Source organism: Aeromonas sp. SrichE-2G (assembly GCF_017939565.1).
Lineage (GTDB): Bacteria > Pseudomonadota > Gammaproteobacteria > Enterobacterales > Aeromonadaceae > Aeromonas > Aeromonas taiwanensis.
The window spans coordinates 700,603-726,551 of the sequence record NZ_JAGKRG010000004.1 but is presented as its reverse complement, the minus strand read 5'-3'; the positions used below and the strand labels follow the sequence as shown (position 1 = coordinate 726,551).

At 64.0% G+C, this 25,949-nt stretch carries 20 protein-coding genes; 12 read left to right on the top strand and 8 right to left on the bottom strand.

The features are described from left to right. Positions 1-15 precede the first annotated feature (15 nt). Both J9885_RS05385 and J9885_RS05380 read left to right on the top strand, forming a co-directional pair. Positions 16-1,086 carry an AI-2E family transporter gene (locus J9885_RS05385; RefSeq protein WP_134696556.1) on the top strand — a complete coding sequence of 357 codons (1,071 nt, stop codon included), beginning with the start codon at positions 16-18 and terminating at the stop codon, positions 1,084-1,086. A 231-nt stretch (positions 1,087-1,317) separates the two neighbouring features. Beyond that, the gene (locus J9885_RS05380) at positions 1,318-2,127 is read left to right on the top strand and encodes a MipA/OmpV family protein (protein WP_210548349.1); all 810 of its coding nucleotides are present in this window, start codon (positions 1,318-1,320) and stop codon (positions 2,125-2,127) included. 81 nt (positions 2,128-2,208) lie between these two features. On the opposite strand, the gene J9885_RS05375 is transcribed toward J9885_RS05380, so the two are convergent. Beyond that, entirely contained in the window at positions 2,209-3,009 is an 801-nt protein-coding gene (locus tag J9885_RS05375; protein WP_210548348.1) for an alpha/beta fold hydrolase, read from the bottom strand. A 176-nt stretch (positions 3,010-3,185) separates the two neighbouring features. On the opposite strand from J9885_RS05375, the gene ppk2 reads away from it, so the two are divergent. Continuing rightward, complete coding sequence (ppk2, locus tag J9885_RS05370; protein ID WP_210548347.1) at positions 3,186-4,013, top strand: polyphosphate kinase 2; 828 nt, start codon at positions 3,186-3,188, stop codon at positions 4,011-4,013. Between the two features lie 66 nt (positions 4,014-4,079). Here the strand turns inward: ppk2 and J9885_RS05365 are convergent, their stop codons facing one another. Together J9885_RS05365 and J9885_RS05360 are read right to left on the bottom strand one after the other, a co-directional pair. Beyond that, on the bottom strand, positions 4,080-5,153 hold the full coding sequence (locus J9885_RS05365; RefSeq protein ID WP_210548346.1) for a succinylglutamate desuccinylase/aspartoacylase family protein: 1,074 nt from the start codon (positions 5,151-5,153) through the stop codon (positions 4,080-4,082). Positions 5,154-5,162: 9 nt separating this feature from the next. Continuing rightward, positions 5,163-5,924, bottom strand: a complete 762-nt coding sequence (locus tag J9885_RS05360) for a transporter substrate-binding domain-containing protein (protein WP_210548345.1) — start codon at positions 5,922-5,924, stop codon at positions 5,163-5,165. A gap of 111 nt (positions 5,925-6,035) precedes the next feature. Between J9885_RS05360 and J9885_RS05355 the strand changes: the two genes are divergently transcribed. Continuing rightward, positions 6,036-7,430 carry a PLP-dependent aminotransferase family protein gene (locus tag J9885_RS05355; RefSeq protein WP_210548344.1) on the top strand — a complete coding sequence of 465 codons (1,395 nt, stop codon included), beginning with the start codon at positions 6,036-6,038 and terminating at the stop codon, positions 7,428-7,430. Between the two features lie 111 nt (positions 7,431-7,541). Here J9885_RS05355 and ugpC read toward each other — a convergent pair whose 3' ends face one another. The 5 genes from ugpC to yejK form a co-directional block, all read right to left on the bottom strand. Further along, on the bottom strand, positions 7,542-8,678 hold the full coding sequence (gene ugpC, locus J9885_RS05350) for a sn-glycerol-3-phosphate ABC transporter ATP-binding protein UgpC (protein ID WP_210548343.1): 1,137 nt from the start codon (positions 8,676-8,678) through the stop codon (positions 7,542-7,544). A 69-nt stretch (positions 8,679-8,747) separates the two neighbouring features. After that, positions 8,748-9,638 (bottom strand): maltose ABC transporter permease MalG, encoded by an 891-nt coding sequence (gene malG, locus J9885_RS05345; protein ID WP_043761586.1) that lies wholly within the window; start codon positions 9,636-9,638, stop codon positions 8,748-8,750. A 12-nt stretch (positions 9,639-9,650) separates the two neighbouring features. Continuing rightward, on the bottom strand, positions 9,651-11,306 hold the full coding sequence (gene malF, locus J9885_RS05340; RefSeq protein ID WP_134696568.1) for a maltose ABC transporter permease MalF: 1,656 nt from the start codon (positions 11,304-11,306) through the stop codon (positions 9,651-9,653). 75 nt (positions 11,307-11,381) lie between these two features. Next, positions 11,382-12,563: a maltose/maltodextrin ABC transporter substrate-binding protein MalE gene (malE, locus tag J9885_RS05335; protein WP_043761590.1), complete on the bottom strand. Its 1,182-nt coding sequence runs from the start codon at positions 12,561-12,563 to the stop codon at positions 11,382-11,384. A 395-nt stretch (positions 12,564-12,958) separates the two neighbouring features. Next, positions 12,959-14,020: a nucleoid-associated protein YejK gene (gene yejK / locus J9885_RS05330; RefSeq protein WP_043761592.1), complete on the bottom strand. Its 1,062-nt coding sequence runs from the start codon at positions 14,018-14,020 to the stop codon at positions 12,959-12,961. A 73-nt stretch (positions 14,021-14,093) separates the two neighbouring features. Between yejK and J9885_RS05325 the strand changes: the two genes are divergently transcribed. From J9885_RS05325 to eco, 8 genes are all read left to right on the top strand, one after another. Continuing rightward, positions 14,094-14,321 carry a YejL family protein gene (locus J9885_RS05325; RefSeq protein WP_210548342.1) on the top strand — a complete coding sequence of 76 codons (228 nt, stop codon included), beginning with the start codon at positions 14,094-14,096 and terminating at the stop codon, positions 14,319-14,321. Positions 14,322-14,364: 43 nt separating this feature from the next. Next, a complete protein-coding gene (locus J9885_RS05320) occupies positions 14,365-16,212 on the top strand; it encodes a DUF3413 domain-containing protein (protein WP_210548341.1) in 1,848 nt (615 codons plus the stop codon). A 258-nt stretch (positions 16,213-16,470) separates the two neighbouring features. Further along, on the top strand, positions 16,471-18,639 hold the full coding sequence (locus J9885_RS05315; RefSeq protein WP_210548340.1) for a TonB-dependent hemoglobin/transferrin/lactoferrin family receptor: 2,169 nt from the start codon (positions 16,471-16,473) through the stop codon (positions 18,637-18,639). Continuing rightward, positions 18,639-20,660, top strand: a complete 2,022-nt coding sequence (locus J9885_RS05310; RefSeq protein WP_210548339.1) for a prolyl oligopeptidase family serine peptidase — start codon at positions 18,639-18,641, stop codon at positions 20,658-20,660. Before J9885_RS05315 ends, J9885_RS05310 begins: the two co-directional genes overlap by 1 nt. 35 nt (positions 20,661-20,695) lie before the next feature. After that, positions 20,696-23,122: a proprotein convertase P-domain-containing protein gene (locus J9885_RS05305; protein ID WP_210548338.1), complete on the top strand. Its 2,427-nt coding sequence runs from the start codon at positions 20,696-20,698 to the stop codon at positions 23,120-23,122. Positions 23,123-23,158: 36 nt separating this feature from the next. Further along, positions 23,159-24,526, top strand: coding sequence for a DUF1566 domain-containing protein (locus J9885_RS05300; protein WP_210548337.1), 1,368 nt, complete (start codon positions 23,159-23,161; stop codon positions 24,524-24,526). Continuing rightward, entirely contained in the window at positions 24,523-25,080 is a 558-nt protein-coding gene (locus tag J9885_RS05295) for a DUF1566 domain-containing protein (RefSeq protein ID WP_210548336.1), read from the top strand. Before J9885_RS05300 ends, J9885_RS05295 begins: the two co-directional genes overlap by 4 nt. Before the next feature lie 192 nt (positions 25,081-25,272). Beyond that, entirely contained in the window at positions 25,273-25,755 is a 483-nt protein-coding gene (eco, locus tag J9885_RS05290) for a serine protease inhibitor ecotin (protein ID WP_005328180.1), read from the top strand. The last annotated feature ends 194 nt before the right edge of the window (positions 25,756-25,949 follow it).

The following is a 25,949-nucleotide window of genomic DNA, read 5'->3' as shown; positions in this document are numbered from 1 at the left end:
TTCAAGGAAGCCTCGATGTTAGATGTATTGAAGCGCTGGTATCAGACCCGTTTTTCCGACCCTGACGCCGTCACCCTCTTCCTGCTGCTGGTGTTCTGCTTTGCCGTCATCTGGCTGTTTGGCGATCTGCTGGCACCGCTTCTGGTGGCGCTGGTGATGGCCTATCTGCTGGAGTGGCCGGTCAGCCGCCTGCAACGCACCGGTCTCTCCCGCACCCTGGCCACCAGCCTGGTGCTGCTGCTGTTCATCGCGGTGACGGCCACACTGCTGCTGGGGCTCATCCCGACGCTGGTGAGCCAGGGGGTCAACCTGGCCAAGGAGGCGCCCGCCATGCTGGCTCATGCCCAGGACTATGTGCGCACCCTGCCGGAAAAATACCCCGAGATCATCGACGTCAGCCTGGTCGAGACCATCATCGACAACATCCGCCAGCGCATCCTGACCGGCGGTGAACAACTGGTGAGCGCCTCTTTGAGCTCCCTCATCAACGTGGTGGCCATCCTTATCTACGCCATCCTGGTGCCCCTGATGGTCTTCTTCATGCTCAAGGACAAGCAGGTGCTGATGGCCGGTCTGCGCCGCTTCCTGCCCCGCAACCGCACCCTGGTCAACCGGGTCTGGGTGGAGATGAATGACCAGATCATCAACTACATCCGCGGCAAGGTGATCGAGATCCTCATCGTCGGTGTGGCCACCTATATCCCCTTCGCCCTGATGGGGTTGCGCTACTCCGTGCTGCTGGCGGTGGCGGTCGGTTTCTCCGTGCTCATCCCCTACATAGGGGCGGTGGCGGTGACCGTGCCCGTCGCCATGGTGGCCCTGTTCCAGTGGGGCCTGACCCCCGACTTCGCCTGGCTGATGGTGGCCTATCTGGTCATCCAGGCTCTGGACGGCAACCTGCTGGTACCCCTGCTCTTCTCCGAGGCGGTCAACCTGCACCCGGTGGCCATCATCATCGCCGTCCTGGTGTTTGGCGGCCTGTGGGGCTTCTGGGGGGTCTTCTTCGCCATTCCCCTGGCGACCCTGGTCAAGGCGGTGCTCAACGCCTGGCCCAAGCGGGAAGAGCTCCCCCGCCCCGCCCCCTGACGACGCCACGGCAAGGGGCGAGGCCGGACTTCGCCCCTTGCTGGTGGTGGCCCATCCCCGTGCGGGGAGGCCGTCCACGCCCGCCCAAAAAGCTCCGAACGACGACCACTCCGGGCGCAGTGTACTCTTTTTGCTCTATCGGTTTGAATCCAAAACAAAAATCGGCTTAACTGGCTACGCCACCATATTCAGTCATCACTGTTCAGGTCAGCGACCAATAAGGATGTTGCCATGCTCCCAGCCCCGGCCCTGCGTCATGCCTCTCTTGGTGCCCTTCTGGCACTGCTGCTCTCATCCCCCGTCCGGGCCGAGATCGATCTCGGTTCCCTCGACATCTTCGTGCAGGACAGTCCGACCAGCCCGGTGCCCAAGGGGCTGGTACTGGGGGGCGCCGTCATCGGTGGGGATGCCCGCTACCAGGGGCAGGATGACACCGCCCTGGTCCTGCCCGGTGCCGTCTACTTCGGCGATCAGTTCATGTTCCTCGGGGACAGGGCTCGCTACTACTTCCACAAGGATGACAGCTTCGCCGCCTACGGCTTTGGCCGGGTCCGCTTCGGCAACCTGGATCCCGACGATGCTCCCGAGCTGGCCGGCATGGAGAAGCGCGAATGGGAGCTGGAGGGGGGCGTCGGTGCCAGCCTCATCACCCCCTACGCCCTGCTCAGCACCCGCCTCAGCACGGACGTGACCGGCACCAGCAAGGGCCAGGAGTGGCTGCTGTGGGCCGACTTCCCCATCATTCGCGACAAGCTGCTCATCATGCCCGGCATGGGGGTGATGATCCGCAGTGACAAGATGGCGAACTACTACTTCGGCGGCGTCTCCGGGAACGAAGCCAGGGCACAGCGTCCCGAGTGGGACACCGGCACCACCTTCTCCCCCATGGCAGCCATCATCACCAGCTACCGCTTCACCCCCCACTGGATCGGCATGTTTGCCGCCAACTACGAGCTGTACGACAACGACACCGCGAACAGCCCCATCGTCCAGCACGATGGCGAACTCTATGCAGGCGTCGGGGTCGGTTATATCTGGTAAGCCGGCACTGTCGTCAGCAGGCATCAACAACAGGAAGGGAGCCCATGGCTCCCTTCTTTGCTATCCGGCAAGACGTCTCCCTCACAGCCCGGCCAGAAACGCCCCCAGCGCGGTGTTGACGAAGGCGGGATTCTCCAGGGTCGAGATGTGGCCTGCGGCCGGGATCTCCCTGAACGGGCAACCCAGCACTTCGGCCATCAGATAGCCCTCCAGCACCGGCCTGGCCTTGTCCTCGCACCCCGTCATCACGAGCGCGGGCAGCGTCATCTCTTCGAGCCAGTCGATGCGATCCTCCCGGGTCACGAAGCTGCGCCCTACCGCCACCAGGCTCGCCACCTTGTCGGCAGGCCATTGCGCCAAGCGGGCCTTGAAATCGGCCATCAGAGCTGCGTCCGGCGCATTGGCGAAGAAGAGCGGCGCCACCTGTTCGGCGATGGGCGCAGGCACGGCGCCGAGCTGCTCGATCATGGCCAGCATGCCGAGGTAGCGCTCGCAGGTGATCTGGGGCTCGAGGCCGACGAAGCTGTCCATCAGCACCAGGCCCTTGAGGCGCTCAGGCGCCATGCGCGCGAGCTCCACGCCCCACATGCCACCGATGGAGAGCCCCACCAGCACGCACTCCTGGATGCCGAGGCCGTCGAGCAGCGCCAGATGATCCCGGGCCAGGGTCGCCAGGGTGCAGGGGCCGGGCGGCAGCGCATCGGAATCCCCGTGCCCCCAGAGCTCGGGCACGATGCAGCGGTACTGCCCCTTGAGAGCCTCGATCTGGGGCGCCCACATGGCGCTGTCCCACAGGTAGCTGTGACCAAACAGCAGAACCGGGCCCTGCCCCTCGTCCAGATAGGCCATGCGGCGGCCCGCTATCTCCATAAACTGTTTCATGTTTTCTCCTGTTGCCAACTGTGATGAGACGGCAGTGCGACTCACCATCAATGGCTTCATCTGTTTTCTGTTGCCAGCGGCTGACGGGGCGGCAGTGTATCACGCCCCTCTTGGCAGTGGTGCCTGCCTGGTGCAAGCTGGGGTGACTCAGAAGAGGACTCATCAAGGAGAGGCAGATGGCCAAGGAAAAGAGCAAGAAACGCCCCCGTCTGGACAAGAAGACCTATGAGCATCACCTCGGCCACCTGCAGGAGGAGCTGGTCAAGTTGCAGGAGTGGGTCAAGCAGGAGGGGCTCAAAGTCGTGGTGTTGTTTGAGGGGCGGGACGCCGCTGGCAAGGGGGGCGTCATCAAGGCGATCACCGAGCCCCTCAACCCCCGGGTCTGCCGGGTCACCGCCCTGCCCGCGCCGTCGGACAGGGAGCGCACCCAGTGGTACTTCCAGCGCTACGTGGCCCACCTGCCCGCCGCCGGGGAGATGGTGCTGTTCGACCGCTCCTGGTACAACCGGGCCGGAGTCGAGCGGGTGATGGGCTTTTGCACCGACGGGGAGTACCGCGAGTTCCTGCGCGCCTGCCCCGAGTTCGAGCGGATGCTGACCCGCTCCGGCATCACCCTCATCAAGTACTGGTTCTCGGTCAGTGACGAGGAGCAGGAGAAGCGCTTCAAGGAGCGGATCAACACCCCCATCAAGCGCTGGAAGTTCAGCCCCATGGATCTGCAGTCCCGCTCGCGCTGGGTGGAATACTCTCGCGCCAAGGACGACATGTTCACCTACACGGACACCGAGGATTGCCCCTGGTTCGTGGTGGAAGCCGACGACAAGCGCCGTGCCCGCCTCAACTGCATCTCCCACCTGCTGGGCAAGGTGCCTTACGAGGCGATCCACTACGACCCCATCAAGCTGCCCCCCATCAAGACCGAGGGCTACGAGCGCCCGCCGCTCTCCAGCCAGCACTTCGTGCCGGACGTCACCGCCGAGTTCGACACCAAGGACGCTCACTGAGAAACACCGGCCTGGCCCGCCGCTCTGGCTGGCCAGCCAATCTGACCCAATGTCTCTGCCGGCGATTCACAGACTCAGCAAGTCTCCTTCCCGGTGGGGCACCTCACCGGCCAGGAAGATCACCTCATCCCCGGCACAGGCCAGCCGGTTGAGCACCCTGGCGTAACAGAGGCCACCGTGATGTGCGCTGAGCGCAATGCGCTCCCCGGTCTGTGCATCCGTCAGCCAGCCTACCCGCTGCCCCGCCAGCACCCGATCCCCGGGTGCGACCTCGTAGCTCAGGATCCCCGCCGCCGGTGCCGGGATCACCTCCACGGCCGAGAGGGGTGTCACCACGCCTTCGATCGCCGCGAAGTGATCGACAGGCGCGCTGAACTCAGGGGCTATCCAGCCCCGCTCCTGCAGGCAGGCCAGCAGCCGCCGGGCATCCTGTTCGGCCAGATGTTCGGCCACATCCTGTTGTCCCCTCAGCTCCACCGTCACCGCGACCGGCACCTGTGGTCCCTCCATCAGGGCATACCAGTTCTGCAGCAGGGCATCATCGAAGGACATGCCCCCCGCCTGCTCGCTGAGCAGCATTACCTCGGCCCCGAGACAGGCCCCGAGGCGCGCTACCTGGCTGCGCTGGCGAGCGTGGCCATAGAGGTGCAGCAGGGCGTCGCTGTCGCAATGGATGTCCAGCACCAGCTCGGCCTCCAGCGCCCAGCCAAACAGGGTGTGCTGCAGCCACGCCAGTTCGCTGCGGGGACGCCGTTCGGCCAGCCTGGCCAGCAGCAGTTCCCGCGCCGTCAGGTGGGGCGGGATCGCCTCCCCCTTCGCCACCAGCAGGGGATATCCCCGGTTGAAGTTCTGCCCGGTGGCGGCCAGGAAGCGCCCCTGATGCAACCCCAGGTGCCACTGGGACAGACCGATGGGATTGGCCTGGGGCACCAGACGGATGCGTCCCAGCAGGGCTCCCTGCTGCTCCAGGGCCATCAGATGCCGGCGCAGGTGATGCAGGGCCAGCACCCCGGGCAACTCGTCGGCATGCAGACCCGCCTGCAGATAGGCAAGGGGCCCACGGCTGCCAAATTCCCAGGCCTGCAATACCCGTTGACTGCCCGGCGTGCCACCGGGCAGGGGGAGCTTGAGTTCGTGCATTCCGCCCCCTTATTCGTACTGGTCGTAATCGAAGTATTTGTCGTTGATCTGCTGGTAGGTGCCGTTGGCCAGCAGGGTACCGAGCGCCTTGTTGACCTCCCCCAGCAACCGGGCGTCCTGCTTGCGCACCGCGATGCCGGAGCCGGTACCGAAGTAGGCGGGGTCATTCATCCTGGGGCCGAAGAAGTCGAACCCGGCCGCCCCTTCCCGCTTCTTGAACTCCATGCCGACGCCGACTTCCACCACGATGGCATCCAGCCGACCCGCCATCAGATCCAGCCAGGCCTGCTCTGCCGAACCATAGGTGCGCACCTCGGCCCCCGCCTTGCCATAGACATCCTTGGCATAGTTCTCCTGGATGGAGCCAAGCTGTACGCCGATCCGCTTGCCGACCATGGCGGCGGGCTCACCGCTCAGGGTCGTCTCCCGAGGCCCCATGAAACGGGAGTAACCCCCCTGGTACTTGTCGCTGAAGGCTATCTGGCGCAGGCGCTCCTCGGTGATCGCCATGGAGGCGACGATCATGTCGAATTTTCTGGCCTTGAGCCCGGCTATCATGCCGTCGAAGTCGTACTGTCTCAGCTCGCAGGTCACCTTCATCTCGGCGCACAGCGCATTGGCGATATCGACATCGAACCCGGCCAGCGAACCGTCCGGATTGACCGTGCTGTAGGGCGGGAAGGTGCCGTCGGTCGCGATGCGAAGGACAGGGGCGGCCAGAACGGACTGGGCAAACAGCAGGCCGGTGAGTAATAACAGGGCTCGTTTCATGGTGTCACTCCTCAGGGTTGATGGCTCGACACTATTGCATTTGCCCTATACGTTACATATACAATCCATTAACAACCGCCCCAACCGTACAGGTCAAAGAGCCACTACAGTATGCCCTCCCTCTCTCTCGACCCGACCCAAGGCTCCCTGATCCAGCAGGTGATGCACGCCATCCGGCAGGCCATCGCCGGGCACCAGCTTGCGCCCGGCCAGCGCCTGCCCTCGGTACGCCAGCTCGCCACCACCCTTGGCATCAGCACCTTCACCGTTGCCGACAGTTACAGCCGGCTGGTACAGCAGGGGGTGATCCTCGCCAGACGGGGGGATGGCTACTATGTGGCCCGCACGCCGCTGGCCCCGCCCATGGCACCGCCCCCCGTCCCCGATGCCCGCTGGCTGACCGACCACAGGATCACCCCGGGCCCCGAGGTGGTGCAGCCCGGCTGTGGCTGGCTGCCCAGCCAGTGGTACCCGACCCAGATCCTGCAACGCGCCCTGCGCCAGCAGGGGCGAGAGGCCGACGGCGGCATCGCCTACGGCCACTCGGCGGGCTGGCAGCCGCTGCGCCAACACCTCTGGCAACACCACGAGGCGCTCGGCATCCCGGTGGATCCGCAGGGGGTGTTGCTGACCCAGGGGGCCAGCCAGGCCCTGGCGCTGGTGGTGCAATCGGAACTTCGTGCTGGCGACACCGTGCTGGTGGACGATCCGGGCTACTGCAATCTCATCGCCCTGCTGCAACACGCCGGCATGAGGGTGATCGGCATCCCCTGGACGGCCCAGGGCCCCGATTGCACCGCGCTGGCCGAGCAGCTGCACCTGGCGCGGCCCAAGGCCTTCTTCACCAACCCGCGCCAGCACAATCCCACCGGCGCCAGCTACTCGGCCGCCACCGCGTTCCGGGTCTTGCAGCTCACGGCGCAGCACCACTGCCTGCTCGTCGAGGACGACGTGAGCGCGGCCCTGACCCAGAGCGCCACCCCGACCCTGGCGGCGCTGGCGGGTCTGGAGCACATCATCTACATCGGCAGCTTTGCCAAGGCACTGGCACCGGGCCTGAGAGTGGGTTATCTGCTGGCAAGTGCAGAGCGTACCGACCGCCTGCTGCGCTACAAGGTGATGAACGCCATCGCCTCCTCCGAGCTGGCGGAGCGCCTGGTGCTGCGGATGCTTAAAGATCCCGACACCCCGAAAGAGCAGCAGCGACTGCGGGATAGGCTGCTGCGGGCCGGAGAACGCTGGCAACAGGGGCTGGAGCGGATCCGCTGGCAGAGTTTCTGTCCTCCCCAGGGCGGGCTCTTCTCCTGGGTCAGGCTGCCGGCACCCCATCAGGATGCCCTGCCCCTGAGCGAGGCCGCATTGGCCGAGGGGCTGCTGCTGGCCCCGGGCAGCCAGTTTAGGGTCGATGCCCCGCCCACGCCCTGGCTGAGGTGCAACCTGGCATACAGCCACCAGCCCCTGCTCGACTTTCTGCAAGGCTGGGCCCGCCGACAGGAGGGGGCATGATGGCGCACCGCGCGATGGGCATCCTGGATGACAGGCAATAAAAAGCCGGTCTTGCGACCGGCAAAAGGCATTGAACGTGAAGAAGGGAAAACCCCGGCATCCTGATCCCGATCAGGTGCGGATATATTTGGCCGTGCGCGGGAACGCCTGCTCCTTGGCATCGAACAGGTAGCACGCCTCGGCCGGGATGCCGACGCTGTACTCCTGACCGGTGGCCACGTCCACGTCGGAGCTCGCCTTGACGGTGAAGTCGTGGCCGCCCACGTCCATGTAGACGAAGGATTCCGCCCCCAGGTGCTCGGCAACCTGTACCACGCCGCTCACCCGGCTGTCGGCATGGGCGTGGCCCAGCGGCACCAGGTGTTCCGGGCGAATACCCAGCTCCACCTTGTCACCGACCGCGCTGCGGCGCGCATCGACCCGCACCCGCACGTTGTCGCCCGTGGTCAGCTTGACCAGACACTCCCGCTCGCCGATCTCCACCAGCTCGCCCGCCAGGAAGTTCATCTTGGGGGAGCCGATGAAGCCTGCCACGAACTTGTTGTCCGGGTTGTGATAGAGCTCGAGCGGGGTGCCGAACTGTTCCAGGTTGGTGGCCGCCTCGCCCTTGAGGGGGCTCAGCACCACGATGCGGTTGGCCAGGGTCATGGCCTCCACCTGGTCGTGGGTCACGTAGATGATGGTGGAGTTGAGCTCCTTGTGCAGCTTGGCGATCTCGATGCGCATCTTGACCCGCAGGGCGGCGTCGAGGTTCGACAGCGGTTCGTCAAACAGGAACACCTGGGGCTGCTGCACAATGGAGCGGCCGATGGCGACCCGCTGGCGTTGACCGCCGGAGAGCGCCTTGGGCTTGCGGTCCAGCAGGGGCTCGAGACCCAGAATCTCAGCTGCGCGCATCACCCGCTTGTGGATGCTCTCCTTGTCCATCTTCTTGAGCTTGAGGCCGAAGGCCATGTTCTCGTAGATGTTCATGTGCGGATAGAGGGCGTAGGACTGGAACACCATGCCCACGTTGCGCTCCACCGGCGGCACGTCGTTCATGTAGCGCCCGCCTATGGTCAGCTCGCCGCTGGTGATGTCTTCCAGGCCGGCGATCATCCGAAGCAAAGTGGACTTACCGCAACCGGACGGGCCGACGAAGACGATGAACTCCCCTTCCTTGATGGCCAGGTTGATATTGCGCAGGGTGTCCTTGTGGACAGCCGGGTCGTAATTTTTGCGAACGTTGTTGAGTACTACTTCAGCCATGTCGAGCTCCGCTCTTGAATCTTTGCAAATCGTGACGGCGGGGGGAGTCGGCTCCCCCGGCCATGAACCTTAACCTTTCACACCACCGGCGGTGAGGCCGCCCACCAGCCAGCGCTGGGCGAGCAGGAAGACGACCGTGATGGGGAAGCCGGACAGCACGGCGGCCGCGGCGAAGTCACCCCACAGGTAGTTCTGCGGATAGAGGTACTGCTGGGCACCGACCGCCAGAGTCAGGTTGTTCACATCCTGCAGCAGGATGGAGGCCATGGGCACCTCGGTGATGGAACCGATGAAGGCCAGGATGAACACCACCGCCAGGATGGGCACCGACAGGGGCAGCAGGATCAACCGGAACGCCTGCCATGGAGTGGCACCGTCGATGGCCGCCGCCTCTTCGAGGGATGAGTCGATGGTCTCGAAGTAGCCCTTGATGGTCCAGACGTGCAGGGCGATGCCCCCCATGTAGGCCAGGATCAGACCGCCGTGGGTGTTGAGACCCAGCCAGGGGATGTAGTCACCGATCTTGTTGAACAGGGCATAGATGGCCACCAGGGCCAGCACCGCCGGGAACATCTGGAAGATCAGCATGCCCTGCAGGATGGTGGACTTGCCACGGAACCGCAGACGGGCGAAGGCGTAGGCACAGGTGGTGGAGAGCACCACTATCATCAGGGCGGTGATGCCCGCGACCTTGATGGAGTTCCACAGCCAGGTCAGCACCGGGAACGGCGGCGGCGTGACGCTGCCGTCGGCATTGGTGATGGACATGCCGAGTGCCAGCTTCCAGTGATCCAGGGTCGGATTGGTGGGGATGATCTCCCCCACCGAGAAGTTGCCGTTACGGAACGAGATGGCGATGACCATGATCAGCGGGAAGATGATCAGTGCCAGGAAGCCCCACATCACCAGGTGGGTTGCCCATACCCGGTATTTGACAGACTTGGGTTGTACGATTGCCATGTTGAAGCCTCCTTACAGTTGCTTGTCGGCTTTGGACAATTTCAGGTTGAGCAAGGCCAGCGCACCCACGATGAGGAAGATGGCGGTGGCGATGGCACTGGCCAGACCGTAGTCCTGACCACCCGAGCCCTGGAACGCGATCCGGTAGGTGTAGCTCACCAGCAGGTCGGTGGTCCCGGCCGGCGTGGTGGCCCCTATGATGTCCGGTGCCCCGTTCGTCAACAGCTGGATAAGTACGAAGTTGTTGAAGTTGAAGGCAAAGGATGCGATCAGCAGGGGTGTCAGCGGCTTCATCAGGAGCGGTACGGTGATCTTGAAGAAGTTCTGTACCGGACCGGCCCCGTCCATGGCGGACGCCTCGTAGAGATCTTCCGGGATGGCCTTGAGCAGGCCCATGCAGAGGATCATCATGTAGGGGTAGCCGAGCCAGGTGTTGACGATGAGGATCATCACCTTGGCCAGGAAGGGGTTGGTGTACCAGTCAGGCTTGATGCCGAACGCCGCCTCCAGGAACAGGTTGATCTCGCCGAAGTTCTGGTTGAACAGGCCCTTGAACACCAGGATGGAGATGAATGCCGGAATGGCATAGGGCAGGATCAGCATGACTCGGTAGAAACCGCGCCCCTTGAGCTGTTCCCACTGCACCAGACAGGCCAGCACCATGCCGATCGCCAGGGTGAACGCCACCGAGCAGGCGGAGAAGATCACGGTCCAGACGAAGATCTGCATGAAGGGACCCTGGATGCCCGGGTCGGTCATGATGCGCATGAAGTTTTTCCAACCCACGCTCACCACGAAACCGGGGGCAACGCCCTTGCCGACGAAGTGGCCTTCTGCATCGATGTACTGGTAGAAGCCGGTGTCACCGTTGGGCAGCATCAGCTCGCCGCTCTGGTTGTCACGCAGCAGGTTGCTGTCCTTGATCATCACGCCCGACTTGAGCACGACGCCGTCGACCAGCTGGGTATAGAGCGGCTTCTGGGCGGCGAACTTGCGCAGGCTGCTCAGGGTCAGGTGGATGTTGCCCTCGGGCAGCACCACATCCAGCGCGCTCAGGTGAGTGCGGTGATCGACGATGGCACGGATGGGTGCCGCCTTGTCGGTCGCCTCCCCAGCCAGAGGTTGCAGCTGAACCACCTGGGGCTCGTCATGGACTCGCCCTTCACGGACAGCCAGTTCACGGGCCTTGTTGTTCAGCAGAGTAAGAGGTTGACTGATAAAGGATTGCTCGTCCTGTTGCAGCAGAAGCTGAAACTGATTGTTCTCACCACCCAGGAGGGTGAAATCGAATTCACCGCCCGCCACCTTGTAGGTTTTTTTAAGATGGTAATCCCGTGCCTGCTCGATGGAGAGCAGGTTGGACCCCGAATAGTTGGTGAAGGCGATGCCGATGGTGTAGGCAAGAGGGAAGATGATAAAAACAACCATGCCTGCCACACCGGGGAAAATATAGCGGTGGGCATAGGTCTTCTTGTTCATGAAGACATAGAGACCGACGGAGACGACCACCAGATCGAGCAGGGCAAACACCCACTCACCGCTGGCATACATCATCACGGCCGCATAACCATTAAGCACTGCGATCAGTGCCGCCATGGTCCACTTTAGCCAGACGTACTTGTCTTTCTTCGGACCGGCATAGGATTCGAGAGCAGGTACTACTTCCATGCCAATTAACCTTTATTGCGCCAAGAGAGATTTGAGAGAGTGGGAGGCCGTTGCGGCCTCCCGGATAGTGCGTGCTTACTGAACGATACGCTTGGCAGCGGTATCCAGCGCTTCGTCAACGCTCTGACGGCCAGAGGTGACGTTCTTGAGGGCAGTTTCGAAGGAAGACCAGAAACGGCTCATCTCGGGCACGGACGGCATCGGTTCGCCATTCTGGGCGTTCTGCATGGTGGCCTTGATGTTGGGGTCCGCTTCCAGGGTCTTCTGGAAGGACTTCAGGGCCACGGCGCCCAGCGGCTTGTCGGCGTTAACCGGCGCCAGACCGGCGTCGGTCAGCAGGTAGTTCTCGAGGAACTCGATGGCCAGATCCTTGTTCGGGCTGGCGGCGTTGATGGTGGCACCGAGCACGCCGACGAAGGCCTTGGCCGGCTGACCCTTCAGAGTCGGCAGCGGCGCGACGCCGTACTTGATGCCGCTCTTGTCCAGGTTGCTCCAAGCCCAGGGACCGTTGATCATCATGGCCACTTCGCCCTTGTTGAACTTGGCATCCATGACACCGTAGTCGATGCCCTTCTCCAGGTGACCGGACTTGATCATCTCGGAGATGTAGCCTACGCCGGCCTTGGCACCTGCGTTGGCCACACCGGTGTCTTTCACGTCATAGCCGGTAGCGGTCTTCTTGAAGGCGTAGCCACCGTTGGCTGCCACCAGGGGGTAGCTGAAGTAGGGGGTGTCATAGGCCCACATGATGGCGCGCTTGCCATTTTTCTTCAGCTCTTCGTCGATCTTGGCGATCTCTTCGAAGGTCTTGGGCGGGTTGGGCAACAGATCCTTGTTGTAAATCAGGCTGACGGCTTCAACCGCGACCGGGTAACCGTAGGTCTTGCCATCGACGGTCATGGCATCCCAGGCGAACTGCTCGAACTTGGCCTTGGTGGCGGCGTTCGGGGTCACGGGCACCAGCAGACCGGACTTGACCCACTCACCGTAACGGTCGTGAGCCCAGAAGAAGATGTCCGGGCCGTTGCCGGTAGCGGCGGCTTGCTGGAATTTCACTTCAACCTGATCCGGGTGAGCGACGGTCACCTTGATGCCGGTCTCGGCTTCGAATTTCTTGCCGACTTCGGCCAGGCCGTTGTAGCCCTTGTCACCGTTGATCCAGATGGTCAGCTGACCTTCGTCAATCGCAGCAGTGGCAGAGCAAGCCACGCCCAGGGTAGCCAGACCGATCAGGGATGACAGCAATTTCTTTTTCATGAGCCTTTCCTTGTATTAGTTCCGCGCTGTAAGAGCATTGTGTGCAAGGTGAATATTATCCCAAGCGGTCAACGCCTCACATGACACGCCTCGCATTTTTGAAATGCAATTACGTATTTTCTTCCAGAAAGTTATGAAAACATTTTCTTATTTCAGCGACTTAGCGAGAGTTACCCCCATATTTTTGCCAAGATTTGGAAATTAAATTACCGAAAAGAAATATATTTACACCAATGAAAGGGATTTCATCACATTGAAAACCCTTTCATCCGCATTATTTTGATTTATGTGTTAGCAAAAGTACCGCACCGGTTTCCAACTTCATCACCCCTTAAATAAAAAGGCACCGGAGGGCGCTCCGGTGCCTTTTTGCAAAATTTGATGCCTGGATCACATTACGACTGGCGCAGCAATTGATCCTTGAGGTTGGGCGGCACGCCCTTGATGGTCAGGGTGTCGGTCTGGGGATCGTAGAAAATCCGGCTGTTGAGCAGCTTCTGCTCGAAGCTCAGGGTCAGCCCGCCACCGGAGCCGACGAACTTGGTCAGCCCGCGCAGGGTGGAGCGGTCCGCCGGGAAGCGCTCTTCCAGCTCGTACTCCTGACCGATGAAGCTGTAAAAATCGAGATCCCCTTCCCCCGCCTCTTTCGACGCGAGTTCGGCGGAAAGCTCCCTGATTTCGATCTCTTCGCCGGCGCTCGCCTGCTCGGTGCAATACTTGAAGACCTGCTTCTTGTAATCATTGCGCTCGGCGGGCTCGAGCTGGCGGCTGTCGCAATAATCGTCCACCGCCTGCAGCAGGCCCTTGTTCTGGATCTTGGCATCCATCCCCTCGCGGGCCCCCAGCAGATCCATGAAGAAGTCCCCCAGCTTGCGGCCGACCCGGCCCTTGCTGAAGGTGATGTAGCGACGCGAATCGCCCTGGGTCTTCCACTCGGTGAGATCGATGCGGGCCACCAGATTGAGCTTGCCGATATCCAGATACTGGATGTGACGCAGCTCCAGCGCCTCGCTGACGGTGACGCTCTCCTTGCCCTCCAGCAGGGCAATCATCAGATAATCGACCCCGACGTAGTTGTACTTGGCGATGAGCAGCACCCCCTGCTCGTCGAGGGCATGCTCCACCAGCTGCTTGACCAGCATCTGGGTCAGATTGACAGAGAAGGGCACGAACTCGCTCTGCTCGGCCAGCAGCTGCTCCAGGGCGATGCGAAAAGCGGGGGAAGGCTGCTTGGGGGCGTCTTCCCCCTCCGCCAGCTCGGCGACGGCGGCCTCGGGGTCGGCGAAGAAGCCGAACCCCTTGCCGCCCTTGCCGTTGTAGATGCGATGCAGCTCGGCCATCAGCCCCTGTACCGCCTCGTCGGCAGGCAGGGTCTGACTGCGGGTATCGGCATGGGGCTGGCCATCGGGGCCGGGGCGCAGGGAGTGAAGAATGATCTTGTCGATATCGAGACTCATGTCACAAAGCCATAGTGTTAGCCGAAAGGGTGAAGTATTATAAGGCGCTTTGAACCGAGATGAACCCAAGATTATGCCCATCGTATCAAAGTACAATAACGAGCAGTTTGACGCCCTGATGAACGACCTGATCACCGCCCTGGAGAAACACAAGGCCCCGGTGGATCTCAGTCTGATGGTGCTCGGCAACCTGACCACCAACATCATCAACGGCATGGCTCCGGCCCAACGCCAGGCGATCACCGAGAAGTTCGTCCAGGCGCTCATCGCCTCGGTGGATCATCGCCACGATGCTCACTGAGTTTCTTCGCATTCTTTGATGTTTTTCAAGCAGATGGATCACTATGGTCGAAACCGGCAACCCCTATCGTGATAATGTCTCTCGCCTGATCACCTGGGGGCATTGGTTCTCCTTCTTCAACATCATCCTGGCCATGCTGATCGCGACCCGCTACCTGGGCTCCATCAGCTGGCCGTCGACCACGCTCGGCGTGACCTATCTCATCATCAGCTGGATAGGTCACTTCTCGTTTCTGAGCTTCGTCACCTATCTGCTGACCATCTTCCCTCTGAGCTTCATCCTGCCAAGGGAGAAACCCCTGCGCTTCGTGTCGTCCATCATCGCCACCCTGGCGCTGGTGCTGCTGCTCATCGACACCCAGGTGTTCCAGCTGTTCAAGTTCCACCTCAATGGTCAGGTATGGCAACTCTTGCTGGATCAGGCGCAGACCGAGGAGGGCTCTATCTGGAGCATCATCTTCGTCGCCGTGCCCGCCATCTTCCTGCTGCAGCTGCTGCTGTCGGCCTATGTGTGGCGCAAGATCAACAAGCGCAAGCGGCGCCAGTACGGCAACCAGGTGGGGCTGGCCCTGCTGGTCTGCTTCATCCTCACCCACCTGGTCAACAGCTGGGCCGATGCCACCCTGTATCAGCCCATCACCATGCAGCGCGCCAACTTCCCCCTCTCCTACCCCATGACCGCCAGAAGCTTCCTGGCCAAGCATGGCTGGCTCGATCTCGAACAGTATGAGAAGAAGGCAGAGGATCAGGGCAGCGCGGAGCATCGTCTCCTCTATCCGCTGCGCCCCCTCAGCGTGAGCGCCCCGAGCGATCACAAGAACTTGCTGGTGGTGGTGGTCGACTCCCTGCGGGCCGACATGCTCAACAACATCAACATGCCCAATCTGCAGCGCTATGCGGATCAGCACTTCAACTTCCGCAACCACATGAGTGGCGGCAACGACGAAGCCATGGGGATGTTCAGCCTCTTCTACGGGCTGCCCGGCCACTATTACGGTGACATTCGTGCCGACAAGCGCCCGCCGGTGCTGTTCGACGAGATGCTGCGCCAGGATTACCAGTTCGGCCTGTTCGGCGCCCTCGAAGATGCCAAGCAGTACAAACAGAGCCTGCTCGCCGGCCTGCGCAAACAGGTCTTCGTCTCCCGCCAGACCGACGACAGCCTGCTGATCGACGACTGGCAACAGTGGCTCGACACCCGCACGACGGACAGACCCTGGTTCTCCCTGGTCTATCTCTCGAGCCCGGGGGACTATCAGGTGCCGGCCAGCATCAAGGGGCCCTTCCAGCCCGAGCTGACCCGGTTCAACCCGGCCACCGCCTATCGCCCCGAGAACCTGGCGAAGCTGGAGAATCGCTACAAGAATGCGGTCTTCTACACCGACCAGCTGCTGGAGCAGATGGTGACCCGGTTGCAGCAGCAGGGGCTCGACGATCAGACCATAGTCGTCATCACCTCCAACCACGGTCAGGAGTTCAACGAGACCCAGAGCAACAGCTGGGGCTATGGCAGCAACTACTCGACCTATCAGGTGCAGGTGCCCATGGTGCTGGCCTGGCCGGGCGCCGAGACACCGCCCCCGGCCCAGGCGAGCAGCCATCTGGATCTGGTGCCGACCCTGATGAAGGGCATGCTGGGGGTGCGCAACCCGTCCCGCGACTACAGCACGGGACGCAGCCTGTTCGACGCCAGTCCGCGTACCTGGCTGCTGGCCGGGGATCAGAACGACTTCGCCATCTATCAGGACAACACCATCACCCAGTTCAACAAGCAGGGTGACTTCGAGCTGCTGGACAGCGAGACCTATCGCCCCATCAAGCACGGCACCCCGGACATGGGGACCCTGATCCAGGTGATGAACGAGCTGAACCGTTTCTATCGCGCCCCCTGAGCGCCGTCAGCCTGACCCGAGAGCCCGCCCTTTGGCGGGCTTTTTCTTGCTCCCTTCCCCGCCCTGGCACCCGCTCTCGCCCCTATTCCGGTGCCATTCGCAAACGAGTCACGCCTCACTACTGAGATACTCATCAAAAAACTTCAATTTGATCAATGCCATAAAAACAAAATGATAATGATTATCAATCGTTGATCTGTTTGGGTCTCTCTGCAATAATCCGCGCCCTTCAGGCTCAAATAATAATTATTCTCAAATATGAAAACACGACTGCTTCACTACTGGCCCATGCTGCTGTCCGGTACGGCACTGGCCGCCAGCGATCCCGCCAGCACAGATCTCGCCGGCCATCCGCCCGCACTCCGGGAACACGAGACCATAGTGGTCAAGGGACAGCGCATCGAACAGAAGCTGTCCGATGTCGCCGGCTCCATCACCGTCATCACGGAGGAGGATCTGGAACGCCAGGTCGCCACCGAACTCACCGACGTGTTCAAGAACGAGCCCGGCGTCTCGGTGACCGGCTCAGCCGGACGGCCGCAGAACATCATAGTGCGCGGCATGGGCGGCAACCGGGTGCTGATCATCAAGGACGGGGTCCGGGTCAGCGACGGCTTCGGCGCCGACGACCTCAACGACAAGGTGGGCCGCTTCAGTTTCGACCTCGACGACGTCAAGCAGATCGAGGTGGCCAAGGGCGCCGGCTCCTCCCTCCATGGTTCGGATGCCATCGGCGGCACCATCGTCATCAGTACCAAGCAACCGGAAGACTACCTGCAGGGCCAGGATGCCTACCTCAGCAGCAAGGTGCTGCAGGATGGCGGCAGCGACAAGCAGAAGCTGAGCGCCACCGGTGCCGCCAGGCTATGGGAGAGCGAACACCTGCTGCGCCTCTCCGGCTGGCAGGGGCACGAGACCGCCAACTACGACGAGAGCCGCATCCCGGCGGATCTGGACGGCCTCAGTGCCTCCACCAGCTCCCGCTTCCCGCTGAACGACCATCACCAGCTGCGCCTGGAATTCGACTACTTCGAGGACAACGCCGAGCGGGATCAGGGCCCGCGCGAGGTGCCCCAGCCCGACGGCAAGTGGAAGGTGCGCCAGTACCAGGAACAGGGCAGCCAGCGCACCCAGGGGGGCAAGCTCGCCTGGGAGGCGAGCCACCTGGACAGCACCCTCGCGGATCAATTCACCTGGAGCCTCTATGGCAACCACTCGAAGAACACCGCCAACAAGCGCAGCCTGCTGCAAAACGACCTGCTGAGCGGCTACCCCCGCTATCGCAGTGAGCGTGAGCTCGCCACCTTCACCGAGGAGCGGATCGGCACCGGGCTGGACGTGCGCCGGGATCTCGCCACCGGCAACCTGATCCACAAGCTGAGCTACGGCGTCGAGCTGGAGCGCACCACCCACGAACGGCCGGTGGAGAAGCTGAGTCTGGAGGCCGGCATCCCCCAGCCCACCCAGTCCGCCCCCTTCAGCCGCGCCCGCACCGACCGTGCCGGGGTCTGGCTCGGCGACGTGGCGACCCAGGGGCCATGGCAGTTCACCCCGACCCTGCGCATGGATCACCAGTGGCTGAAGCCGCTCGATGGCAGCAATGGCGAGAACCACAGCTGGCACCTCTCCCCGAGCCTGGCCACCAGCTACCGCTTCAACGAGCAGTGGCGAAGCTGGCTGAGCTACGCCAACGGCTTTCGCGCCCCCTCCTATGACAAGGTGTACGGCAACATCCCCCACTACTTCGCCCTGCCACCGTTCGAGATCATCGCCAACACCGGCCTCAAGGAGGAGACCAGCCACAGTTTCGAGTGGGGGGTGAGCGGTGAAGGAGATGAGTGGAGCATCAAGCCCGCCCTCTTCTACAACCGCTACTACAACTTCATCGACTGGCGCGAAGTGGGGCTGCGCCTGAGCGACGGCGTCATCCTTCGCCAGTACCGCAACGTGGCCAAGGCCGAAACCTGGGGGGCCGAGGTGGCCGCCAGCTACTGGCTCACCCCGGCCTGGGAGCTGGCCACCAAGCTCGGCTGGGTCGACGGGGAAGACAGCCAGGGCGAGGCGCTGCGCACCCTCACCCCGCTGGAGGGCAACACCCGCCTGAGCTACCAGGCCAGCGACTGGAGCGTCGGGGTACAGGCGGACTACGCCGCCGCCATGAGCCGGGTGCCCAGCTGCGGCAACAGCCTGAGCGGCCGCCAGGGGGATTGCCTCAAGAGCGCCGGCTGGTTCAGCCTGGGTCTGACGGGAGACTGGCTCGTCACCAACGCCCTCAAGGTCAACCTCAAGCTCGATAACCTGTTCGACTCCCGCTACACCCGCTACCAGGATGTGGCCGGGCTGGAAGCCGGCACCGATGCCTCCCTCTTCACCCAGAGCGGCCGCACCCTGAGTGCCAGCCTGCGCTACACCTTCGTGGGGTTATGATGCAGGCACTCTTGATCCTGGCCAGCCTGCTGGCCACCCCGGCACCGACGGCCGCGCCGGCCCCCCGGATCCCCGAACGCCCCCTGATGATGAAGGGTGAGATAGCCCGTCTCGACCCCTACGGCGGCTGGCGCGACGACAGTCGCCAGGATCCCGCCCTGCTGGCGCTGCTGGGGGAGCAGAACCGCTGGACCGAGCAACAGCTCGCCAGCCAGGCCCCCCTGGCGCAGGCCCTGCAGGCGGAGTGGCAGACCCGCCCCCGCGGCGAGCCCATGCCACAAGAGTGGCTGAGCGAGGCCGGCAGTCAGTGGCGGATGGAAGCCGACGGCAGCCTGTGGCAGCGCAACAGCGAACAGGCTGAGCCCCGCCAACGGCTGGCGGCCCGCCAGCATGCCGAGGGCTACTACGAGCTCGCCGCCTGGGCCCTGCACCCGAACGGGCACCTGCTTGCCCTGGCCGAGGATCGCAGGGGAGATCGGAACTACCGCATCACCCTGCTGGATCTGGCGAGCGGCGAGACGGTCGCAACCCTGGAGCACCGCGCCGCCGATCTGCTCTGGAGCCGGGACGGCAAGACCCTCTACACCATTGCCAACGAGCCCCGCACCCTGCGTCCCTGGCAGCTCTGGGCCTGGCAGAGCGGCAGGGAGACGCGGGTACACGAGGAAGCCGACGCCGCCTGGCTGCTCAGCCTCTATCGCACCACGGATCGGCGCCACCTGATCCTGCAGAGCAACAACCACGACAGCGCGGAGCAGTACCTGCTGGAGGATGGCAAGGCGAGCCTCGTCAAGGGGCGCCAGCGCGGGCTCGAGTACTACCTGGATACGCAGGGGGAGCGGGTGCTGCTCAAGAGCAACCGGGATGGCGCCATGGGTCTCTACCAGGCCGCCAGCCTGGGAGAGGTGGCCAGCGGGCCCTGGCGTCCGCTCTGGTCAGGCGAGGGCAAGGATCTCGAGAAGTGGCGCCTGTTTGCCGACTACACGGTCCTGCAGTATCGCCACAATGGGGACGACTGGCTCGATGTGCTGGATGGGGATGGCCAGCTCACCCACCAACTTCCCCTGACCGAGGGGGCCGGTACGGCCTGGATCCAGGGCAGCCAGGATCCGGCCGGTGCGCGGGTACTCATCCGCCGTCAGGGCATGGCCGAGGCACCGCACCAGCGCTGGCTGGATCTGGCCTCGGGCCAGTGGCAGGCCGATGACCGGCCCGCCGAAGAGTCCCCCTATCAGAGCGAGCGGCGCTGGGTAGCGGGCAAGGACGGCGTCAAGGTGCCCGTCTCCCTGGTGTGGCGCAAGGAGATCCACGCGCCCAGGGCGCTGCTGCTCTATGGCTATGGCGCCTACGGTACCCCCATGCGCCCCTACTACCAGCCCCAGGTGCTGAGCCTGCTGGATCGCGGCTTCGTCTACGCCATTGCCCACGTGCGCGGCGGCGGTCTGCTCGGTGACGAGTGGTATCGGGCGGGGCGCGGCCGGCACAAGCAGCAGAGCGTGGACGACTTCCTGGCGGTGGCCGATGCCCTGGCCCGGGATCCCGCCATCGATCCCGCCCGGCTGTTCGCCATGGGGGGCAGTGCCGGCGGCCTGCTGGTGGCGGCCGCCCTCAACCAGGCACCGACCCGCTTCGCCGGGGCCGTGTTGCAGGTGCCCTTCGTCGATCTGCTCGGCACCATGAGCGATCCCGAGCTCCCCCTCACCCGCCAGGAGTATGCCGAGTGGGGCAACCCGGCCGTGGCCGCCGACTATCAAGCCATGCGCCGCCTGAGCCCCTATGACAACCTGCACGCGGCGCCCTATCCCCCCGTCTATGTGACGGCCGGGCTGCACGACAGTCAGGTGCCCTATTGGGAGCCCCTCAAGTGGGTGGCCCGTCTGCGGGAGCGCAGCACGGGGCCAGGCCCCTATCTGCTGCGCACCGAGCTTGACGGCGGCCACCTCGCCACGTCCCGAACGGCCCAGCAGCGCGCGGCGCAGGAGTATGCCTTCCTGCTCACCCTGGCCGGCGTCGACCACTGATGCCTGCCCTATCTTCTTCTGTTTTGGAGTCACTCATGAAACCGTCCTCCCCGGCCCTCTGGCTGACGGCTACCCTGCTCTCCCAGCCGCTGCTGGCGGCCGAGCTGCAGTTTGTCGATGAACCGCCCCTCTCCACCACGCCCCAGCAGTGGCTCGAGCAGCGTCTTGGCGTGAGCCTGGTCCCCGACTACGACAGGGCCAGTCTGCTCGGCCACCACCACAGCTTCCGCCAGCAGGTCAACGACCTGCCGGTGGCCGCCACCCAGGCCGCCGTCAGCGTCAACACGGCCGGCAGCCCCTGGCGCCTCTATCACAACCTGCGCCCCTTGCAGAGCAGTGAACCCGGCTGTGACGCCAGCGGCAATCTGGAGCCCCTGCTGGGCCAGCTGCGCGACGGCGGCAGCGAGATCGACACCCTGGGCCCGGTCGAGGCCTGGTACTGGCGTGACGGCGACACCCTGGTGCCCGCCCTGCGCCAGCGGGTGCGCGAACACCAGGCGGGCAACGCCAAGGCCAGCCAGGTGCAGCTGTTTGCCAGTTGCGACGGCGAGCGCGAGCTCGGCCGCCTCGGGGATCAGGCGACCACCCAGGCCCTGCGGGCCCCTGATGCGGGGGATCACCTCGTCCAGGCCCGGGTGTTCGACCCCGACCCCCGCACCCAGTTGCAGGACGCCAGCCTGGTCTGGCACGAATCCCTGCAGTTGGCGGATGCCGCCTATCGGGACCGGGTGCCCCTGCCGGTCAGTCTGATAGAGGGGCACTATGTGCTGAGCGGCCCCAATGCCCGGGTGGTGGACGCCATGGCCCCCGAGTCTGCCCCCTACAGTGCCGACAATGCACAGGCGTTTCGCCTGACCCGGGACGACCGCGGCTTTGCCGACATCAACGCCTACTACCACCTGGATCTCGCCCAGCGCCACCTCAAGGGGCTGGGCTTTGGCGAGCTCATTCCCGGTGCCCTCGACATCGACACCGATGCCGGCTATCAGGACAACTCCCTCTACGACCCGTTCGAGCGCAGGCTGGAGCTCGGTCGCAGCGGCGTGCCCGATGCCGAGGATCCCATGGTCATCTGGCACGAGTTCGGCCACGGTGTGCAGCACCACATACTGCCGGATCTCGGGGAAGAGGGGGACTGGGGCGCCATCGGCGAGGGCTTCAGCGACTACCTGGCCGCCAGCCACCGCCAGCGCAGCGAGGCGGGTCGCCAGTTCGAGCCGGCCATGGTGTTCAACTGGGATGCCCGCTTCACCGACCGCACCCCGCGCCAGCTCGACGATCTGCGCGCCCGCTACCACCCGGACTATACCTACCCGGCCCACCGCACCATCAACGGCAGCAACGGGGATCAGCTCTGGGGCACCCCGCTGTTCCAGGCCCTGCTGGCGGCGGTGGCCGCGCACGGCGACGAGGCCAGAGACGAGTTTGACCGCCTCGTCATCGAGTCCCACTTCGGCCTGGGCCCGGCCATCCGCATGCCGCAGCTGGCCCGCGTCACCGTGGATACCGCGGCCCGCCTCTACCCGACCCGCCACTATGCCCGGCTGCTGGAGCAGGCTTTCCGCCAGCACGGCCTGCTCCAGGCCCCCATCCAGGTCGCCCTGGCCGAGGGCAGCGCCATCGAGCTCGGCCAGCGCCAGTCGGTGCAACTGAGCCTCAGCAACCCGGGCAAGGCCCCGGTGACCCTGAACGCCCTGGCCCTCCAGCTGCCAACCGGGCTGCAGGCCGATCCCTATGCTTGGCAACCGGCAACCCTGGCCGCCGGCGCCACCATGACCACCACTTTGCGTCTGCTGGCCGAGAGCCCGCTCGCCTGTGGCGACGAGGTGGCACTGCCGGTGAGCCTCGCCATGAGCGGCACCAGCCCGACCGAGCGCCAGTGGCAACAGTCCCTGACCCTGCCCATCGGCCCCCCCGTCATCCACCGGGCCAACGGTCAGCCGCTGACCTTGAGCGACGCCACAAGTGACGAAGTGCGGGGGCTGAGCGAAGCCAGCCTGCTGCTGGAGAGCCGTGACGCCCGTGTGAACGACAGGCTGCAACTGACCCTGGATCTGCAACACGAGGCGCTTGACGAGCTGGAGATCTGGCTCAACTCCCCCGCCGGGACCCGTGTCCAGATCTGGGACAAGGGCTACAGCCCGCTGCCGCAGCTCAAGGGGGTCTTCCCCACCGAACTGCTGCCCCTGCAACCCTTCAGCGCCTTCGAAGGGGAACCCCTGGCCGGTCGCTGGACCCTGGAGATAGTAGACAGCAAGCCGGGCCACCGGGGCCACCTCAACGGCTGGAGCATCAGCCAGCGCATCGGCGCCCAATGTGGTGAGCCCGTCCCCGTGCCCGACGACGGCATCATCCACTTCGACACCTCGGACAGCAGCGGCGGCGGCACTTTCAGCCTGCTCTGGCTGCTGCCGCTGGCCCTCTGGCGCCGCCTTCGCCGCCACGGCTCTACCCATATATAAGGAAGAGAGGGGCCAAGGCCCCTCCAAGGACACACCATGACCATGAGAATGATCCCGATCGCCTGCCTGCTGGCCCCCCTGCTCAGCGCCTGTGGCGGCGGTTCGGACGAAGCCCCCCTGGCCGCGCCGGACTACCGCCTGACGGTCAACCTGCCCGCTGCGGGCACCCTGTGCGTGAACCTGAATCAGAACGACCGCTGCGAGGCCGAGGAGCCCGCCGTCAGCGGCAACGCTGGCCCCCGCGCCCTGAGCGGTGGCAGCCCAGCCCTGCTGACCAGCCCCTTGCTGTTCCTCCCGGCGGAGCCGGCCGCCCTGACCTTAAGCCACCCGGCTGCCCGCCAGGACAACCAGACGCTCACCCCCAGCCCCCTGAGCACCCTGCTGCAGACCCGCATCGCGGACGGACTGCCGCCGGCGCAGGCCCTGGCCGAGCTGCTGCTCCCTCTTGCACCGCTCCGGCCAGGCCAGGATCTGGCGGCGCTGGCACAGCTGGAGGACTTCAACGCGGCCCTCGGCGAGCTCGCCCTATCCGTCCTCGATGACGACACCGTATTGCCCGGGCTCGCGGCCAACGAACGTCAACGCCAGGTGTGGCAGGGGTTGCTCACCCTGCTGCCCGCGCTCGGCCAGCATTTTGCCACCAGCCCCGAGTTGCTGAGCCTTCAGGCCGAGCTCGGCGCCGTGTTGCAGCAACAGCAACCCGGGGCGTTGGTCACCGCAGGCGGCGTCACCACCTACAGCGACGGTGTCGACTACCTGCTCGAACACGAACCCGCCGATCACCCGGGCCAGGAGGCCAGCCTTGGCCAGGCGCCGCTGCGCTATCGCAAGCTGGACGACCAGGGTCGGCCCCTACCGGACAGCGCGGCTCAGTGGGCCTGCGTGGAGGATCTCAATACCGGCCTCGTCTGGGAGAAGAAGCTGGCGGATCCGGACAGTCCGCGGGATCTGCACCGCACCTTCGCCTGGGAGTTCGGCTATTACCACCCGACCCAGGAGGAGCGGGATTACGCCTGCCCCGAGGGGGAGGCCATCTGCACCACGGAACAGTACCGTCAGTGGCTCAACGCCCAACAGCTGTGCGGCATCGCCAGCTGGCGCCTGCCCCACGCCCGTGAGCTGATGAGCCTGCAGCACTACGGCTCCCTCGCCCGCCAGGGTGGCCAGCACGTCACCCTGGATGTGCGCTACTTCCCCGATGTCGGCACCACCACCAAGGACTTCAGCGGCTACTACTGGAGCCAGACCCTGACACCGTCCCGCCGGCTGGAGAGCGCCCCTCTGAGCGCCATCGCCCACATCTTCCTTGGGGACGACGCCGGCACCGACTATCCCACCACAGTTCAAAACAGCGACGATGCCAACGGTCTGCAACTGCGACTGGTGGCCGAGGTAACCCGATGAACAAGTATCTTCTGACCCTGCTGCTCACCCTCGGCAGCCCCCTGGCCCAGGCCATCGCCATCTGCGACGACACCCTGCCGCGCACCAGCCCCACTGCCCGCTTCCTCGATCACGGCAACGGCACCGTCACCGACAGGGGCACAGGCCTCACCTGGATGCGTTGCCAGCTCGGCCAGACCTGGCGCGACCAGAGCTGCCAAGGCGAGCCCACCCGGCTTTACTGGCAACAGGCCCTGCTGACGGCCGAACGGATCCGCACCGAACCGAGTCACGCGCTCCATGGTTTCGGCGGCCACAACGACTGGCGCCTGCCCACCATCAAGGAGCTCGCCAGCCTGCTGGAGTCCGCCTGCTACAAGCCCGCATTGAACGAGACTATCTTCCCCCGCGCCATGGCCGGGGACGGCAAGGAGGTGAACGACGGTTACGTCTATCTCTGGTCTTCCACCCCCTTCCCCGCAGACAAGACGGTAGCCTACCTCGACATCACCAGCGGTTCCGTTGCCCTGCGCGCCCCCGGCGCCTGGGCGAAACAGGTCTTGCTGGTGAGATGAAGTAGCCTGACGGGGGTCTCTTGGGCCCCCGTCAGCATTGCGGCACCAGGCCCGTTGTGACCCGAGCCGCCAAAAAAGCATCAAATTGCGTCACTGCATGCCGGTTAGGGCCGGTTTTGCGCCCCTGAGCGCTGGCGCGAAACCGGCAGAGCGGTTAGTCTAGCGGCGTTGAACCAATCCCAAGAGGTACAGATGAAAACCGTGTTGCGTTTTAGCCTGCTGGGCGCCTTGCTTTTGGGCGGCCATGCCTTCGCCGCCGAACCGAAAAAATTTGATATCAGCATGTTCCCTGCCGCCGAGGTGAACCAGGAACGTGTCGTGATCCGCCTGCCGGAAGTCGAGAACGAAGCCGACATGATGGTCGAGCTGCAAGTGGGCAAGAAGATGCTGGTCGACTGCAACCTGCCCCGCTTCGCCGGCAACCTGGAACAGCACAGCGTCAAGGGCTGGGGCTACAACTACCTGACCCTGGGTCAGGTCTCCGGCCCCGTCAGCACCCTGATGGCCTGCCCGGACGGCCAGAAGAAAGAGAGCTTCGTCCAGATCTATGGCCAGGGCTTCTTCGTGAACTACAACTCCAAGCTGCCGTTCGTCATCTATGTGCCCCAGGAGTATGAAGTGCGTTATCGCCTGTGGCGCGCCGACAACCTGGCCCAGCCAGCCATGATTGAATGAGTCCACGACTCTCAGGTTCAGCTCCGTCATGAAGTCAAAATAAGGCGCCATTTGGCGCCTTATTTTTATCCTGCAGACCCTGTCATGGCCGTTTTCCGCTGTACAAAAAGTGTCATAACTCCACTATTTTTCAGGCTTTTTTGTGCTGCTCCCCGCAAATTTCCGGTACGGGATGGGACAAACCCCGTTCGATA

Coding starts and splice junctions, on each gene's coding strand:
- malE (WP_043761590.1), bottom strand. CDS start 12,563: ATGAAAAAGAAATTGCTGTCATCCCTGATCGGTCTGGCTACCCTGGGC.
- J9885_RS05355 (WP_210548344.1), top strand. CDS start 6,036: ATGCCCTCCCTCTCTCTCGACCCGACCCAAGGCTCCCTGATCCAGCAG.
- malG (WP_043761586.1), bottom strand. CDS start 9,638: ATGGCAATCGTACAACCCAAGTCTGTCAAATACCGGGTATGGGCAACC.
- ppk2 (WP_210548347.1), top strand. CDS start 3,186: ATGGCCAAGGAAAAGAGCAAGAAACGCCCCCGTCTGGACAAGAAGACC.
- J9885_RS05315 (WP_210548340.1), top strand. CDS start 16,471: ATGAAAACACGACTGCTTCACTACTGGCCCATGCTGCTGTCCGGTACG.
- J9885_RS05310 (WP_210548339.1), top strand. CDS start 18,639: ATGCAGGCACTCTTGATCCTGGCCAGCCTGCTGGCCACCCCGGCACCG.
- eco (WP_005328180.1), top strand. CDS start 25,273: ATGAAAACCGTGTTGCGTTTTAGCCTGCTGGGCGCCTTGCTTTTGGGC.
- yejK (WP_043761592.1), bottom strand. CDS start 14,020: ATGAGTCTCGATATCGACAAGATCATTCTTCACTCCCTGCGCCCCGGC.
- ugpC (WP_210548343.1), bottom strand. CDS start 8,678: ATGGCTGAAGTAGTACTCAACAACGTTCGCAAAAATTACGACCCGGCT.
- J9885_RS05375 (WP_210548348.1), bottom strand. CDS start 3,009: ATGAAACAGTTTATGGAGATAGCGGGCCGCCGCATGGCCTATCTGGAC.
- J9885_RS05325 (WP_210548342.1), top strand. CDS start 14,094: ATGCCCATCGTATCAAAGTACAATAACGAGCAGTTTGACGCCCTGATG.
- J9885_RS05385 (WP_134696556.1), top strand. CDS start 16: ATGTTAGATGTATTGAAGCGCTGGTATCAGACCCGTTTTTCCGACCCT.
- malF (WP_134696568.1), bottom strand. CDS start 11,306: ATGGAAGTAGTACCTGCTCTCGAATCCTATGCCGGTCCGAAGAAAGAC.
- J9885_RS05365 (WP_210548346.1), bottom strand. CDS start 5,153: ATGCACGAACTCAAGCTCCCCCTGCCCGGTGGCACGCCGGGCAGTCAA.
- J9885_RS05305 (WP_210548338.1), top strand. CDS start 20,696: ATGAAACCGTCCTCCCCGGCCCTCTGGCTGACGGCTACCCTGCTCTCC.
- J9885_RS05300 (WP_210548337.1), top strand. CDS start 23,159: ATGACCATGAGAATGATCCCGATCGCCTGCCTGCTGGCCCCCCTGCTC.
- J9885_RS05295 (WP_210548336.1), top strand. CDS start 24,523: ATGAACAAGTATCTTCTGACCCTGCTGCTCACCCTCGGCAGCCCCCTG.
- J9885_RS05360 (WP_210548345.1), bottom strand. CDS start 5,924: ATGAAACGAGCCCTGTTATTACTCACCGGCCTGCTGTTTGCCCAGTCC.
- J9885_RS05320 (WP_210548341.1), top strand. CDS start 14,365: ATGGTCGAAACCGGCAACCCCTATCGTGATAATGTCTCTCGCCTGATC.
- J9885_RS05380 (WP_210548349.1), top strand. CDS start 1,318: ATGCTCCCAGCCCCGGCCCTGCGTCATGCCTCTCTTGGTGCCCTTCTG.